Below are 16,041 nucleotides of genomic sequence, written 5' to 3'. Positions count from 1 at the left end.
AATGGTCCGAAGCCAGCCCTTCCATGATCCGTGCAAACACGCCGTTGTCGCTCTAACGTTTTCAGCAGTTGTAGAGCGTCTTGGGTGGGCCTTATACTCTCTCGGAGCATCGGACCAGCCCCGTATCGGACTAGCCGACCTTGAACTCGCTTTTCAATCGCTGCTACCGAAATTCACCTTAAACGCATGACAATTCCGTTTGCGGTTGTTGCAAAAAAATTGGCGATCACGCTGCCTTGTAATGGTTGAAAACTTCAGTGGTGCCATCCTTACCGATCAGGAAAACCGAATAGGCTTCCCGCTCACTCTCCGGCCCCATACCAGGTGAGCCATAGGGCATACCTGGCACTGTCAGCCCGACCGCATCAGGGCGTTCGGCCAACAAGCGCCGGATGTCCGCCGGGGGCACATGACCTTCTATGACATAGCCCTCGAGCAAGCCCGTGTGACAGGACGCCATCTCTTCTGGAATACCCTTGTTAGCTTTGTATTCAGACAAAGTCTCCCAGGAGGCATTCTGCACTTCCATCTCGAATCCTTCGCGTTGCATAATATCAATCCACGCGCCACAACACCCGCATGCGGGGTCCTTGAGAACCTTCACCAGCGGTTTGGTCGTTGCAAATGTAGGTGAAGCCAGGGCGATGCCGGAGGCGCTGAGGCCAGCCAGGAAAAGGCGTCGGTCAAGTTTCGTGGTGGTCATGTCATTTCCTTTCCGTGTTTACGCCTGCGCTGTGATATTCGGTCTTGTGACCGAAATCGCAGGCAAGTGCTATGATTTGTGTCAAGCACGCGATCATGATCAGCCCTGTTTCTGTTCGCTTTCGGTGCATAGCGCACGCATGTCGCAACCGTTTGGATAAGATGAGCGCCAAGGCAAATACTGATAGTTTAGCCTCTCTTCCACGCATAATAATCTCCTGACGACCGCAGTGCATGCTCGAACAGAAACAATTTGAAAGCCCGCACTTTCGGGACTTTGGATGTTAGGATATTTGTGGAGGAAGATTGGGCGTCAGAGGCGCTTGAGAATTCTGGTTATCCGTGTCCATGTTACGGTTTCTCTGGCCATAAGCTTCCACCAAAACCGCAAGTCCTAATTGGGTCGGGTTTTCACCAACGCAACAGGTTCCAGTGTGGCATGCCCCGCCACAACTCACGCAGTCGTCCGCGCAATCTTGATCGGTGGTAGAATGCGAACGTCGATTGTTGTGTTTGAATTCAGATGCTTTTGACGCGATCGAAACGCCATACAGTTTGTGGCTGTCTGCGATCTCAAAGTCGTTGTTTGCAAAAGCAACAGAGCCGATGATTGTCACAGTAAGACAGACGCACACTAAAAGCGTTTCTCTTAAAACAGGGATCAACTCATTCACCGTACTGCGGACGTAGTGTGATCGTGGCAACGTGCTGACCCGAAGCCAACAAAACTACAATTGATAGCGCGGCACGCACTAGAGAAGAGCGGATTGCAACGTCTGAAGAAAAAGATTGCCAAACTTGGAGGCAGATCAAACAACAAGGTCAACTACGCTTGGCCCAAGTTTTTTAGAATTGGACAGTCTGGGCGGTGGTCGCCAGCGCATTCTTCGATCAGATGAGACAGTGTTTCATGCATCGCCTTCAGATCGGAAATCTTATCGTCGATCTCTTTCAGATTCTGTTTTGCAATTTCTTTCACGTCCGCGCTGGCACGTTCTTTGTCCTCGTACAACGCCAGCAGTGAACGACAATCCTCAATGGTAAAGCCCAATGAGCGGGCCCGCCCGATGAAGGCCAGCTTGTGCAGTTCCTTTTCGTCGAAATGGCGATACCCATTGAGGCTCCGCTTGGGTTTGATGAACCCGATATCCTCGTAATAGCGGATGGTTTTGGCAGGCAGACCCGAACGTTCTGCTACATCTCCGATATTCACAGCGGTTCTCCTATTCTATTCAGCAGGCGCTGAACGCAGCGTCTGCTCGGTGTTCTGCGAGATCTGTTCTCGCCCAACTTTGATCGGCTTTACCCAGCGCAACCGCAGCGCATTGGTCAGGACAAATACGCTGGACAGCGCCATGGCACCTGCGGCCAAAACCGGCGACAGCAGCGGGCCGCCAAACGGATAAAGCACCCCTGCCGCAACCGGTATGAGCAGTGTGTTGTAGCCGAACGCCCAGAACAGGTTTTGGCGGATGTTACGCATGGTGCGCTGACTAATATCGAAGGCATTGACCACGCCCGTCAGGTCGCCTGACATCAGAACGACGTCAGCCGCTTCGATGGCAATGTCAGTGCCTGTCCCGATCGCAATTCCTACGTCAGCTGCCGCCAAAGCAGGCGCATCATTGATGCCATCACCCACAAAGGCCAGTTTTCCGCCATTTGAACGCAAATCCTGTAACGCGGATACTTTACCCTCGGGCAGAACTTCAGCCACGACATGATCGATGCCAAGCTGCGCCGCAATGGATTTGGCAGTAGAGGCATTGTCGCCGGTGATCATCGCTACTTTCAGGCCTAGCCCGTGCAGAGCTTCGATTGCGTCCGGCGTGGTGGTTTTGATTGGGTCCGCCACAGCGATTACGGCCGCGATAGCCCCGTCTACGGCAGCATAAAGTGGAGTCTTTCCGTTGATTGCGAGTTCAGCGCCCCGATCAGACAACGCGCCCATTTCTACCCCTTCGCGACTCATCAGGCGGTCGGCTCCGATCAGGATTTTATGGCCTTCGACTGAGGCGCTTACCCCGTAACCGGTGATCGACGTGAAGTCTTCTGGCTTGGAAAGCTCCAGACCACGGGTTTCTGCCGCGCGCACGATGGCTGTGGCGATTGGATGTTCGGAAGTGACCTCAACAGCAGCAACAAGGTGCAGAACCTCGTCTTCGGTCATTCCTTCGGCCACAATCAGGTCGGTCAGCTCCGGACGCCCTTCGGTCAGGGTGCCCGTCTTGTCCACCGCAACAACGGTGGTTTCCTGCAGCATTTGCAAGGCATCGCCCTTTCGGAACAGGACGCCCATCTCGGCAGCGCGGCCAGTGCCGACCATGATGGAAGTAGGTGTTGCCAACCCCATGGCGCAGGGGCAAGCAATGATCAGTACCGCAACCCCGGCCACCAACGCCAGGCTAAGCGCGGGATCGGGTCCGAACAACATCCATACCAGCACTGTCACAACGGCCACTGCGATCACTACCGGCACAAACCACAGCGTGATGCGGTCGACCAGGCCTTGAATCGGAAGTTTGGCACCCTGTGCTTGTTCGACCATCTGAATGATCTGGGCCAACATAGTGTCTGCGCCGATCTTTTCAGTACGGTACGTCAATGCACCTGCGCCATTTACGGTCCCCCCGACCACAGTTGCGCCCTCGGTTTTTTCGACGGGAACCGGCTCTCCGGTGATCATGCTTTCATCGACATATGACGCGCCGGTCATTACGGCACCATCCACCGCGATTTTTTCGCCCGGTCGAACGTGCACAATATCCCCTACAACGATCTGCTCAATCGGTAGCTCGACAACCGATCCGTCGCGCTCAACTCGTGCTGTTTTTGCCTGCAGACCGACCAGTTTTCGGATCGCTTCACCCGTTCGGCCCTTGGCGCGCGCCTCGAGGAACCGCCCAAGCAATATAAGAACCACGATTACCGCTGCGGCCTCGTAGTAGACATTTGCGGTTCCGGCAGGAAGAATATGCGGCGCAAAGGTCGAGATAAGCGAGAACCCATAGGCCGCCGAAGTGCCCAGGGCCACCAGAGAATTCATGTCCGGCGCGCCTTTGACCAAGGAAGGGAATCCCTTGGTGTAGAACTGCAAGCCTGGCCCCAAAAGAACGATCGTGGTCAGAAGGAATTGCAGGTAATAGCTGTTCTGGATGCCGATGGTGCTCGCTATCAGGTGGTGCATGCCCGGAATAACATGCGAGCCCATTTCGAGAATGAATACCGGCAAAGCGAGCAAAGCGGCGAAGCTTGTTCGCCGCGCCAGATGGCTGATCTCTGCCGCTTTGCGGTCTTGTGGTTCGGTCTGCGTTGCGGATCGCAGGCTCGCCGGATAGCCGGCAGATGCCGCAAGCGCCGCGATTGCTTCGGGTGTTGTGACACCCTCAGCATAACGCACAGTTGCACTTTCAGTGGCCAGATTGACCGACGCGGACAAGACGCCGCCATCGGCTTCCAGGGCTCGTTCAACGCGCCCTACACAGGATGCGCAGGACATGTTCTGAATATCCAGCGTGACCTCTGCGGTCCGCGCCGGATATCCGGCGCGGTTTAACGCATCAGCAATGGCCGCTTTATCGGCTGGATCGCGGAAATCGACCTGAACGCTTTCACTGGCGAGATTAACCGAAGCGGCATCAACCCCTGGCACATCTTTCAATGCGCGCTCGACGCGCCCAACGCAGGAAGCACAGCTCATACCCTGAACCTGGAACCGCGCATGTGAATTTTCAGTCATATTGTCACCACGTATGTTCTGCTGACGGGCAACATAAGGGTTCCAGCAAGTGGAAGGTCAAGGGATGAGGCTGACTTTCTTTCTCATCATTCATGACGACGCTAAGTATCCCGGATATGAGCTGCGGGCACCGCAAGTCAGCTATAGACAAAGCCATTGACACAGTAAGTTCCTCCGCACAGTTGGACTTTGACATGAAAAACCGCAGGGTACGTGTCTTAAGCGCTAATCAACTTGATCATATCCTTGCAGCTCTGAGTCCGAGGGATACGAAGCCACGTTCGCAACAGAAGCTTAGGGGCGCACATGCTGTCGTCCCTTAGTTCTATCTTGCGTCTCTGACTGCCTCGATTAGCCGGGTCATTTCATCTTCGGCGATCAGACCCGGGGCAAGCGCATCTCCAATCACAAACGAAGGGGTGCCACTGAAGCCAAGCTGCCGGGCCAATTCCATGGACACCTGAATATGCGCGTCGACTTCCGGCGCCTCCATGTCTACGCGCAATTGATCCTCGTCCAGGCCAAGTTCCCGAACAACTTTCAGGACACTGGCCTCAGTGGCACGACCGTTCAGAGCCATAAGCGCCCAATGGAATTCTTCATATTTTCCCTGGTTTCGTGAGGCAAGCGCGGCGCGTGCCGCAAAGTCGGAACCTTCTCCGAGTATGGGCCATTCTCGGTAAACAACTCGGACCTCGGAATCGCCTGCGATTACGTTTTTCACGACCGAGGCCGCGCGTTTGCAATATGGGCAGTTATAGTCAAAAAACTCGACTACGGTTACATCACCTTCCCGGTTTCCGATGACAGGCGCATTCGGATCCTGTTCCAGCAATTCACGCTGATTTTCCAAGACGTTTCCAATGGCTTCGGCTTTTGCCTGATCTTCGCGCTGTTGAAGCAATTGAATCGCCTGCATGATGATTTCGGGGTTTTCCATAATGGCTTCCAGAGCCAGCCGTTTTACATCGGAGTCAGACAATTCGTCAGCACTCGCCATAGCAGCACCAATCGACATAGTGATGGCAATTAAGCCTGCAAAAAATCGTTTCACGTCAGTTTCCTTCCGTTTGTTCTGCCTCGGTGCGCTGCTCTTGCAGCTTGCGTTCCCGATCCGGCCAACTCTCCTTGATGAAGGCAAGGATGTCCCAGATTTCCTGATCCGACAGAGTGTCCTCGAAACCTGGCATACCGCTTTTGACATCAGCGACGCCCATCTGTTTTAGTGTTTGGTACCCGCCAAGCTTTGTATAATCGAACAACAGCTTGTCGCCGTGATGCCAGGTGTGCCCTGTTCGGTCATGCGGGGGAGCTCGCAAGACGCCATCTGGATCAGGTGTCTGCCAATCTGGTTGACCCTCCAAATCTGCCCCGTGGCATGACGCGCAGTTTTCGGCGTACAAAACTGCACCACGTGCCGAATCCGCTGATGCACCGTTTTGTGCGCGCCCGCTCAGGCCCCAGCCAGCGACCGCGACAATGATCACCACAGCAGCTAGTGACACCCATTTCGCCGCGCTCTTGTTCATGACGCCACGCTCAGCCAGGTCTTCATTCCAGCGGCCTGATGCGAAAGCATGTGGCAATGAAACAGCCAGTCCCCCGGGTTATCCGCAACGAACGCAATCTCCCGCGTTTCCATCCGGTCAACCAGTATTGTGTCTCGCAGAGGTCCCAGGCTCCCGTTCGGCAGAACTTCCTGAAAGTGCGTCCCGTGCAAATGCATGGCGTGCGCAAAGACGGTGTCGTTCTGCATCTGAATACGGACTATGTCGCCACGCGAAACAGAAGCGAGCGGGTCTTCGGGTAACCCTGCGACTCCGTTGAATGTCCAGATCTGTCCTTCCTGAACCAACTCATTAGCGCTCATGACTTGGCCGTTGTAAGTACCTTGACGCAGTCCGCCCATCGCCCCGCCTTCCATCACCAATGGAACCTTTAAGGCGTCAGAAACATCTTTAAGAAAAGAAACAGGGTTGGGTGGCAGAGCTTCGATCTCACCGCGGCTGGCAGATGTACCGCTTCCCGAAACCGGGATCTCAGCGATAACAAATGATTCATCGCGTTCGTGAAGAGTTATTTGAACGGCTTCGTTCGATTCCGCTGTGACGTCGACAATCAAATCTGCTCGCTGCGCAGGTCCGAAAACAAGTGTTTCGAAATCTTCTGGCTGCCTTACAGGCATGCCATCATAAGCGACCAGTTTCCCGTTTGCGCCACCTACTGACACATACATGATCCGATCAGTTGCCACGTTGACCATTCGAATTCGCAATCGCTGGTTCGTCAAAACTTCGGTCATTGGCGATATGCGCGCGTGAACGTTGTTTCCCATCCGACCTGCATGGGTCCAATCATGCATTGCACCAAAATCATCTACTATTTGAGCGTCCTTACCCAACCGCCAATCATCCAGAAGGATCGTGATGTCATGGTCCGTGTCCGGCGGGTCCGTTTCGTCGACGATGAACGTGCCGTAAAGGCCCCTGGCCACTTGTTCCGTTGACTGGTTGTGAGAGTGATACCAGAAGGTCCCCGCGTCCTTCAGAGGCAAGTCATACTGAAATTTGCCGCCGGTTGGTACAGCCTCCTGCGTAAGGCCCGGCACCCCGTCCATATTGTTCGGAACCCGCAATCCGTGCCAATGGATTGCTGTAGGCTGAGGTAGCGAGTTCAGGAGTGTCCGACGAACCGTTTCGCCTTGCCGGGCACGAATTTCAGGGCCTGGAACACCGCCATCATATCCCCATATCTCGGTTTCCGGATAGTTGTTGGGGGCAATACGCGCCAATCCTGAACGCGCCTCGATTATTCGGGGGGCGGTAGCCGCCCTCCCGATAGTCGGCGCTGCGATTAGTGCCGACGTGCCTGCAACGAATTGCCTGCGATTGAGCTTCATTAGGACTTCCTTCCAAAGAATACTTGATCTCGCATTGGATTATCCCCCGTCGTGCACATCCAGCAGATAGGTCGCCATTGCCTTCAGGTCTTCGTCTGTCAGAAAACTGGTGCCATAGTTTACAACCTCTCCCATGGCCCCGCCGAAGACATCGCCATCAGGCATGACGCCGGTGCGCAACGCGTAGGCCAGATCATCAACTGTCCACCCACGCATTTGCAGGGTCTCAAAGTCGATGGCCGGTGCCTTGTCACCGCCCGGCAGTGAGTCACTTCCCTTGAAGTGTTCCGTGTCAGAATTTCTTGCGCCAGCCAGGTTTCTCCCGGTGTGACAGGCGGCACAATGCGTGGCACCTTCAACGAGTAACCGGCCCCGGTTCCATACATCATCATTGCCCGGCACGGGATCGGTCCGCGGCGGTTCCAAAAATGCCGCCCGCCACAGCTTCAGGCCCCATCTCTGATTGAAGGGGAACACCATTTCCTGCTCTTTTGACGGTTCCGCTACTGGCGGAACCGTTTGCCAGGCGGCCCAAAGATCGGCGATGTCCTGATCCGTGAAGTTGGCATAGAACGGATAAGGAAAGGCCGGGTAGTAGGGTTGTCCGTCGGGCGACACACCCTGACGCACAGCGCGGGCAAATTCCTCGATGGTCCAATCACCGATCCCGTGATCGGGATCTGTGGTCAGGTTCGGCGAAAAGAGCGTGCCGAACGGGGTATCCAACTCCACCCCACCGGCCAAGGGCGCACCTCCTTTGGCAAAGTCTGTGTGGCAGGCGATACAGCCGCTTGCCCTTGCCAGATACGCCCCGCGGTTAACGTCACCTTGAATGTCGAGAGCTTGTAAGGGCTGGCCAATCGGCCAAGCCATCACAGCAACAAACCCTGCTGACGCCGTAACGGCGGCAGCAAGACCCAACCGTATTATCGGCTTCATGATGCATTCCTATTCCGACCGAAATCGCGTGTGACACGCCGAGCATGTCTGGCTCAGCATCATGAACACACCATCTGCCGGCATTTCAGACAGCTGTGCTAAGTTTGGACTGCCAGCCATCATCCCGCTGCCCATCATGGAACCACCTCCCATCATGGAACCACCTCCCCTCATGGAACGACCTCCCATCATGGATTTGCCGCCCATCATGCCGGAACCATGACCCGATCCGGACGCCATCAGCCCGTTGTCTGCCGAAAGCGCAAGGCCTTCTGAGTAGATTTCCAACTGTCTGGCTATTTCTGTAAAGGAACCCCAATCCTGCCAGATTTGCGATTTGGCCTCCGAGGGTTTGCCATCAGATCCCTCTGGAAACAGCTTAGTCATGCTCTCACCGGCGTGGCTTCCGATTTTCTTGGCTTCGCTTCGTACCGTTTGCGCATTGTAGGGCGTTTTCCCCTGCATCATCGGTGTAAGGACCTTCATGCTGTCCTTCATCGCGGACATACCGTCCATGCGTTCTTTGACGACGCCGGTTGCGCCACCATGCGCCAAGGCGGCCGCCGCAAATAGAGAAACCAGGGCCACGCCTGTAGTCATTTTTAGAAAGTTCATTTATTTGTCCTTTTCGTCTGCTTCGACGCGCCCATCTTGAGCGCAATTCGACTCGTCAGATCAGGACACGCGGCGGTGGTGGGTCAAACGCGATAATACTAAGAACCCGGTATTGAGCCCGAGGGATCGAGTATCTTCGTTCCGTGCCTTGGGGACCAGGCAGTGTTGGACCCATCAAAAATAGTCCAACAGCGTTGCAGATCGCTCCGCCATGACAATGGCCGGGATGACCCTGCTTGACATGTTCGACGTCCGCAGAGTCGGTTTGGTCAATCACATGCTGTGAATCACCGCCATGTGCATGAGCAGAATCGGCCGTCACAAGTAGCCCGCCAATAGCCAGCGCAATTGACAGGATGGAGTAACGAATTGCTGTGCCCACTCGACTCGTCACCTTCAGAAAATCCCGTTTTCTTGCTGCAACTCTCTTATGTACGCCACGATGCCCTTCACATCCGCGCGGGTCAAACCATCGACCGGCGGCATGTTACCGAACTTCCAATGGTGTGCCCGAACACCATTCTGGACGGCCACGTAAAATGCCTCGTCCGAATGGTGGCTTGGTTCATAGATTTTATGCACCAATGGTGGTGCAAGGCCCTCCAGACCAGTTGCATTCCCGCCATGGCACGCCGAGCATTTTGCGTCGAATGCCACTTTGCCGACGGCCGCAAATTCGCTTAGCTGGTCCGGTAGATTGACGTTTTGGATTGGATCTCCCGACGCCAGCGTCGACGTATCAGGTGTCGTCATCGAATGGCCAGCTGGTTGCTGATTTAGATTGTAGACGATTGCGACGGCACCTGCGATCGCCACACCGCCTATCATGAGTGTAAGTTTATCCATTTTACTATTTCACGTCGTTGTCAGTTACCGAGCTTAAGCACCTGTCCAGAAAAGCCGACTTGACCATGGTCAGATCAGTTTTACCTGCGTGCCTACGGTGGCCAGTTCGAACAAGTCCGCGATCTGCTCATTGTACAAGCCGATGCAGCCATTGGAGGATCTTCTTCCGATCTTGCGTGTGTCGTTGGTGCCGTGGATCCGGTAGTATTGCCAGCTCAAATAAAGTGCATGTGTCCCCAGAGGATTCTCCGGACCCGGGCCCACATAGTCGGGCCAAGCGGGGTTGCGCTTTTTCATTGCTGGTGTCGGTCGCCAAGATGGCCCCTCAACCTTGCGAGTTACTGTGGTGTAGCCCAGCCTTGTAAGGTCTTCCGTCAGCGGCACGCTGGTTGGATACATCCGATAGACGCTCTCGTCTTCTGACCAATATTGCAGGACCTTGGACTGTGTATCGGACAGGATCACACCATTCTTAAGCGTATCAAAGTGATCCTGCCATTTAGCAACGCGGAATGAAGAAACATTGCGGCGCGTCCCCTCGGTTGTCATCGATTGGGCCCAAACGGCCGGTGCTGGAAAAAGAGTTGTCGCAGCAAACGCGGCAATCACTCCGCGTCGCGTAACAGCCTTTCTATCCCTGTTCGGTTTCATGCCTGCCACCCCAAACGTGTATTCTTGCTTTACGACTCATTTGGGCTGTATGCCCGGTTCCCGCGCTGGAAGGTCAACAAACAACAGGTTTTGCGTAAGGGATATTTCATCTGGAATGCCGCCGCCGTAGGCACATGGGGCGGTTTCAAAGGTTGCTTCAGATCGTCAAGCCATTGTGAAAATCCAACTTTTCTTAGACATAATGCCAGTTCGATTTCAGAAAGAGCTTTGTTTTCTGCACCGATCAAACACAATAAAAGCAACGTTAACAATCGCTTAGATTCCGGCGAATTGATTTGATCAACTGCCGGTGCAAAGGTATCAGATACTAGGATTGACAATCATGCTGGTCGAAGCACGATTCTTGTAGGAACTTGGGGACAGCAACCGCTGGGTAAATTCGTATCGAAATTCGCGCCGCATGAACTACGCACAATCAGAGTCTCCACTTCATTGGCAAGTGGTTGATCGAAAGGCGCTAATAACGCTTCCTTTGCTTCGTCAGTGGTCCTACTGGGCGCTACGCAAAGGATTTAGTAGATAGGCTCCATGTGCTCATATTCGTCTGAAGTTAGTGTGAGTGGCTCTCGGGCAAACGCAAAACAGGGGAAAAAAGCTGCGTTGATCATATGTTTAGCAATTTTCATCATCCGCACTTAGATATTTAATCTGACTTTCTAAACACTCTGAAAATGAGATTAGGAAATGTCCGAAGCATTAAACGGACACCAAAGCGGCCAAATCTCTCCGCTCGTCAGGGCATCTCGCGCTGATCTCCGCGCCTATCGCCGCCGACAAAGCCCAACGATACTCGCGGGCGAAGCTCGCCAAGAAGTTAAAGTGTCATCCGTTATTTATTGCCAGGATTGAGATCGGCCAAAGGCACATAGATGTGCCAGAACTTGTTATACTATCGCGCACACTTAGCACTCCCCCGGAGCAGTTCTTAAAATTTGTCGCAGACGCAACGCCACTCGATGAACGAATTTAAAGTGCTGCTCTATTAAAGGTTCATGGTTTGAACCTGCACCTGACGCTTGAAGAACTGCGAAGTACTCCAAAGCAAATGTTTGGAACAAATGCCATGCATTAAGTCGCACAGAGAAGCCGAAGCACCTCGCCGGAGGTGCTTCGGTCGACAAGGCCAGTAAATTTCCTGCAGACAAGAAACGTAAAAAAACTAGCGCTTCTTAGGTTCCGTCAGCAGGTCGGCAGATCGCAGTTAGAGGTCATTTGGTGACAATAATGACCGTGTCGCCTGAAGCACCACAACATCAATTCTGGAACGACACATAAGGTGACACTTTTAGCGACGGGAATCCCCTTGTTTTGTGGAGCTTCCTGATAGCGCCGACATCTAACTTGCCATTTTCCGACACGTAACTTGCAACTCATCGAACAAAAGAAGTGCTGCAACCCCCAACCCACGGCAATTCTCATTAAATTTCAACCAAATGACGCGTCTTCGCGCCTGAAAACTCCCCTCGGCATTGCCCGACAATGACTGCGTGTAGAATCCAAACCCTTTCGATCGATGGATGAGAAAATTCGGTCACTTGCTACAAGGCATACAGACCGCAATGAGCTTTGGTTGTCGCTAGTTTCCACTCGAAGCATCGTCAGCAACACAGATCGCGTCCAATACCTTCAATACCTCTCTGAGTTCCCGTCTCACGAGCTCGACGCGCTGCATTGCCAAAGTCTCATGACGTCCAGCTAGCTCCAAAACCACGTCCATCACACTATCCGAGTGCTTCATCAAACCAATCAAATGCTCACCACTTGGGCCGTATGAACCGGCTATCCAGTTCTTTGCGGTCCTTTCGCTTACTCCTGTCCACTTTATCGTTGCCTTCGCCGCCCGGCCCGCGCCCCCCAGTTCATAGGTCAGCGCAGACCTAACTGCCTCTCGATATTCTACAGCCGAAACCAGATCCTGGCTGCCTCTATGAAAGATGTTGCCCTTTTTATGAAACATGTTTCCGTCTCCCTTCCGATAAGTTCGTGAAAGGAATCGCAGAACAGCTGCGCAAAATTACGAATTTGAATATGGAGGGCCACGTCATTGAGTTGGCCAAATAACAAATCAGACGGAGACAAACGCCGGAACGCAGCCCAGTACGTTCGTATGTCGACCGAGCACCAGCGATACTCAACCGAAAACCAGGCCGACGCCATCGAGCGATATGCGGAAGAACGCGGCTACAAGATAGTCCAAACCTATTCTGATGCTGGCAAAAGCGGATTAAGCATTCAAGGACGCGCTGGTCTTTCGCAACTCATTTACGACATCGAAGCAGGTGAGACCGATTTCAAAACAGTCCTGGTCTATGATGTCAGTCGCTGGGGCCGTTTTCAGGATGCGGATGAAAGCGCCTATTATGAGTATATCTGCAAGCGCGCTGGCATTTCAGTCGAGTATTGCGCCGAGCAATTCGAAAACGACGGAAGTCCCGTTTCCACCATTGTGAAAGGCGTCAAGCGCGCGATGGCTGGCGAATACAGTCGCGAGCTGTCGCAAAAGGTCTTTGCAGGACAGCGCCGACTGATTGAGTTGGGCTACCGGCAAGGCGGCGCACCTGGGTTCGGGCTCAGGCGCATGTTGATCGATGAAGCCGGTCGTACGAAGGGCATTCTTTCGCGAGGTGAACACAAGAGTATTCAGACCGATCGGGTAACACTTGTTCCGGGTCCCGCTGATGAAATCGCAACAGTGAACCAGATCTTCTTGAGGTTTGTAAACGACGGTTGGTCCGAAGCTGAGATTGCGTCAGACTTGAACCGACGCGGCATCCGAACTGATCTGGATCGGGACTGGTCACCAGCGGTTGTACGTCAAATTCTGACCAACGAAAAATACATCGGGAACAATCTCTGGAACCGCCACTCTTTCAAACTCAAGAAACGCCATGTCCAGAACGATCCGGAAAACTGGGTCCGCGCAGTTGGTGCCTTTGAAGCAATCGTTGACGCAAACCTGTTCAACGCTGCCAGAGCAATCATTGCAGCCCGCTCACATGTGTTGTCCGACGATGAAATGCTGGATCGGCTAAAGGAGGTACTGGAAGAAAACGGCTACCTCTCAGGCTTTGTCATCAATGAAGCGCCAAAGCTTCCATCAAGCGGCGCCTACCAGAACAGATTTGGTAGCCTGTTGCGCGCTTACAGCCTCGTCGGCTTCAAACCTGACAGAGATTACCGTTACATTGAGATCAACAGACGATTGCGCAGCCTGCATTCCGACATCGTCCGGGACATCATCGCCGGGGTCGAAGCCGTTGGCGGAAACGTCGCTCAAAGCCACAATGCAGATACTCTCATCATCAATGACGAGTTCACCGTTTCCATTGTCATCGCACGCTGCATGCAAACAGGCGCGGGCGCGTATCGCTGGAACATTCGCCTGAGCACCGGCCAACTTCCGGACTTGTCCATCGTCGTCAGGATGGGACAGGCCAATACCGCGCCCCTCGACTACTACTTGCTGCCCACCTTTGACATGACCAAATCAAAGCTACGCTTGGCGGAAAACAACGGCTTGTCCCTGGATGCATTCCGCTTCGACAACCTGGCGCATTTCTTCGACATGGCTGCACGTGCGCCGATACTGGAGGTAGCGTGATGAACTACGCCCCAGTCGAGCACACTGTTCTTGTTCCCGTCGATGCAATCACTGTGGTCAACCCAAGGCTCAGGAACAAAAAGGTGTTCGATGAGATCACTGCGAACATTGCAGAGCTTGGGTTGAAAAGACCCATTACGGTTGCGGCGCGTGAGACTGAAGACGGAGACAAGCCGGTATACGAATTGGTCTGCGGCCAGGGCCGACTGGAAGCATTCAAGGTTCTTGGCCAATCTGAAATCCCGGCAATCGTCATCAATGCCAGCAGCGAAGACTGCCTTGTAATGAGCCTGGTAGAAAATCTGGCGCGCAGGCAGCACCATTCGCTGGATTTGCTCCGAGATATTGGGCGCCTCAAGGAAAAGGGATACTCTGAAGCTGAAATCGCCGCCAAGACCCAGCTGTCCAAGAAGTATGTCCACGGCGTTATTAAGCTTCTGGAAAGTCATGAACATCGCCTGCTGCGTGCAGTGGAGAGCGGTAAGATTCCGGTCAGTGTTGCCGTTGACATTGCGGACGCGGATGACGTCGGCGTGCAACGTGTTCTCCGGCAGGCTTATGAGAAAAAGCTCCTGCGCGGCGGAAGACTCCTTGCAGCCAAGCGTCTTGTCGAAGCGCGCCAGAAACACGGCAAGGGTCGCGCGAACAGTGTCGAACGGCCACGCAAGAGTCTATCTGTCGAGACACTGCTTAAGACCTATGAAAACGATGTTGAGAAAAAGAAAGTGTTGCTGAGAAAAGCAAGTGCAACGCGCAGCGAACTGCTCTTTCTGACACAAGCGCTCAAGACCCTGATGACTGACGAAAACTTCATCACTTTGCTTCGCGCCGAAGGGTTGGCCAGTCTGCCAAAACAAGTTGCAGACCGCCTAACTCAGTCCGAGGAGGCGCCCGCATGTCGGTGACCCGGGAAGAACAGACGGTTGCAGCTGCTTTTGAACAGGAACTGGTAACGCTTCCATTCGAGGAGATCGCGCCACTCTATGTGGTCACCCCGCAAAAGAAGGCCAGCATTAAGTTCAAACAGATCGCGGCATCTGTTCTGGAAATTGGCCTTGTTGAACCTATTGTCGTGTCCCGCGACCCTTACAACGCTGGTCAATATACATTGCTTGATGGGCATCTGCGCCTTGAGGTTTTGAAGGACCAGGGTCAGACACATGCGCGATGTCTTGTCTCCACCGACGATGAAGCCTTCACCTACAACAAACGCATCTCTCGTCTCGCGACCATTCAAGAGCACAAGATGATCCTGAGAGCCCTCACTCTTGGCGTGCCGGAGGCCCGTCTGGCGAGCGCGCTCAATGTCAACATCAAGACCCTGAAACAGAAACGCCAGCTTCTGGATGGTATCTCCGACGAGGCGGCGGAACTATTGAAAGATAAACAAGTGGCTTTGACCGGGTTTCAGATTCTGAAGAAAATGAAGCCGATCCGGCAGATTGAAGCGGCGCAACTCATGGTCGCCATGAACAAGTTCACGATCAACTATGCCCGATCGCTTCTGGCCGCGACGCCCGAAAACCAGTTGGTGTCGGCGGCAACGCCGAAAAAGATCAAAGGTATTTCCCGCGAGCAACTGGAGCTTATGGAGCGCGAGTCTGCCAACCTGGAACGCGAGGTCCGCCTTGTCGAAGACAGCTACGGAGCCGATCATCTCAATTTGGTCCTGACCCGTGGTTACATCGCGAAACTGATGCGCTGCGAACGGATCACGCGTTACTTGTCGCTGCACCATGACGCGTTCTTGCCCGCATTTGAAAAGATCACCGAGAACGAGGCCTTCACTTCATGATCTCTCGCGGTTGATTGAAACGGTTATTGGGGACCCGGACCCATGAAGCGCGGGGACCGCAGGAGACGCCGCACGGTGGGGCGGATCAAGTGCGGTGATGGGGATGGCGGCGGACCCGTCGGGGCCCATCAAGCCGGGCCATATGCCCGGCGAAGCGATATCAATCAGTCTGCGCGCGCTTCTTTTGGTGGGCGTGCGCAGACAGCTTTTGGTTGAAGCACGATATCGTAACG

15 protein-coding genes are annotated in these 16,041 nt (G+C 53.9%); 4 read left to right on the top strand and 11 right to left on the bottom strand.

The features are described 5' to 3' along the window. Window positions 1-226 precede the first annotated feature (226 nt). From ACR0EN_RS17850 to ACR0EN_RS17805, 10 genes are all read right to left on the bottom strand, one after another. A complete protein-coding gene (locus ACR0EN_RS17850) occupies window positions 227-703 on the bottom strand; it encodes a DUF411 domain-containing protein (protein ID WP_170392469.1) in 477 nt (158 codons plus the stop codon). Window positions 704-1,528: 825 nt separating this feature from the next. Beyond that, a complete protein-coding gene (gene cueR / locus ACR0EN_RS17845) occupies window positions 1,529-1,915 on the bottom strand; it encodes a Cu(I)-responsive transcriptional regulator (RefSeq protein WP_170392471.1) in 387 nt (128 codons plus the stop codon). 15 nt (window positions 1,916-1,930) lie between these two features. Further along, window positions 1,931-4,441 (bottom strand): heavy metal translocating P-type ATPase, encoded by a 2,511-nt coding sequence (locus tag ACR0EN_RS17840; protein WP_480588132.1) that lies wholly within the window; start codon window positions 4,439-4,441, stop codon window positions 1,931-1,933. Window positions 4,442-4,766: 325 nt separating this feature from the next. Continuing rightward, window positions 4,767-5,495 (bottom strand): DsbA family protein, encoded by a 729-nt coding sequence (locus ACR0EN_RS17835; RefSeq protein WP_480588130.1) that lies wholly within the window; start codon window positions 5,493-5,495, stop codon window positions 4,767-4,769. A gap of 1 nt (window position 5,496) precedes the next feature. Continuing rightward, window positions 5,497-5,970: a c-type cytochrome gene (locus tag ACR0EN_RS17830; protein WP_170392473.1), complete on the bottom strand. Its 474-nt coding sequence runs from the start codon at window positions 5,968-5,970 to the stop codon at window positions 5,497-5,499. Beyond that, window positions 5,967-7,340, bottom strand: coding sequence for a multicopper oxidase family protein (locus tag ACR0EN_RS17825; protein ID WP_480588128.1), 1,374 nt, complete (start codon window positions 7,338-7,340; stop codon window positions 5,967-5,969). The genes ACR0EN_RS17830 and ACR0EN_RS17825 overlap by 4 nt, the downstream gene beginning before the upstream one ends. Before the next feature lie 39 nt (window positions 7,341-7,379). Next, window positions 7,380-8,279 (bottom strand): c-type cytochrome, encoded by a 900-nt coding sequence (locus ACR0EN_RS17820; protein WP_170819288.1) that lies wholly within the window; start codon window positions 8,277-8,279, stop codon window positions 7,380-7,382. A gap of 9 nt (window positions 8,280-8,288) precedes the next feature. Continuing rightward, entirely contained in the window at window positions 8,289-8,894 is a 606-nt protein-coding gene (locus tag ACR0EN_RS17815; protein WP_480588125.1) for a c-type cytochrome, read from the bottom strand. 396 nt (window positions 8,895-9,290) lie between these two features. Then, window positions 9,291-9,740: a c-type cytochrome gene (locus ACR0EN_RS17810; protein ID WP_170392477.1), complete on the bottom strand. Its 450-nt coding sequence runs from the start codon at window positions 9,738-9,740 to the stop codon at window positions 9,291-9,293. Between the two features lie 69 nt (window positions 9,741-9,809). Further along, complete coding sequence (locus ACR0EN_RS17805) at window positions 9,810-10,391, bottom strand: L,D-transpeptidase (RefSeq protein WP_170819291.1); 582 nt, start codon at window positions 10,389-10,391, stop codon at window positions 9,810-9,812. A 769-nt stretch (window positions 10,392-11,160) separates the two neighbouring features. Between ACR0EN_RS17805 and ACR0EN_RS17800 the strand changes: the two genes are divergently transcribed. Next, window positions 11,161-11,382 carry a helix-turn-helix domain-containing protein gene (locus tag ACR0EN_RS17800; RefSeq protein ID WP_170819349.1) on the top strand — a complete coding sequence of 74 codons (222 nt, stop codon included), beginning with the start codon at window positions 11,161-11,163 and terminating at the stop codon, window positions 11,380-11,382. A gap of 606 nt (window positions 11,383-11,988) precedes the next feature. Here the strand turns inward: ACR0EN_RS17800 and ACR0EN_RS17795 are convergent. Further along, complete coding sequence (locus ACR0EN_RS17795) at window positions 11,989-12,369, bottom strand: hypothetical protein (RefSeq protein ID WP_480588123.1); 381 nt, start codon at window positions 12,367-12,369, stop codon at window positions 11,989-11,991. 87 nt (window positions 12,370-12,456) lie between these two features. Here ACR0EN_RS17795 and ACR0EN_RS17790 point away from each other — a divergent pair, with 87 nt between their 5' ends. Genes ACR0EN_RS17790 through ACR0EN_RS17780 form a run of 3 tightly spaced genes read left to right on the top strand, consistent with a single transcriptional unit; the run spans window position 12,457 to window position 15,808 of the window. Further along, entirely contained in the window at window positions 12,457-14,013 is a 1,557-nt protein-coding gene (locus ACR0EN_RS17790; RefSeq protein WP_480588121.1) for a recombinase family protein, read from the top strand. Next, a complete protein-coding gene (locus ACR0EN_RS17785; RefSeq protein WP_480588119.1) occupies window positions 14,013-14,918 on the top strand; it encodes a plasmid partitioning protein RepB C-terminal domain-containing protein in 906 nt (301 codons plus the stop codon). Before ACR0EN_RS17790 ends, ACR0EN_RS17785 begins: the two co-directional genes overlap by 1 nt. Next, a complete protein-coding gene (locus ACR0EN_RS17780) occupies window positions 14,909-15,808 on the top strand; it encodes a plasmid partitioning protein RepB C-terminal domain-containing protein (protein WP_480588117.1) in 900 nt (299 codons plus the stop codon). Before ACR0EN_RS17785 ends, ACR0EN_RS17780 begins: the two co-directional genes overlap by 10 nt. The last annotated feature ends 233 nt before the right edge of the window (window positions 15,809-16,041 follow it).

It is taken from the genome of Ruegeria sp. AB7, from assembly GCF_056542625.1.
The sequence above is the reverse complement of the archived record's forward strand: the minus strand, read 5'-3'. Positions and strand labels throughout refer to the sequence as shown.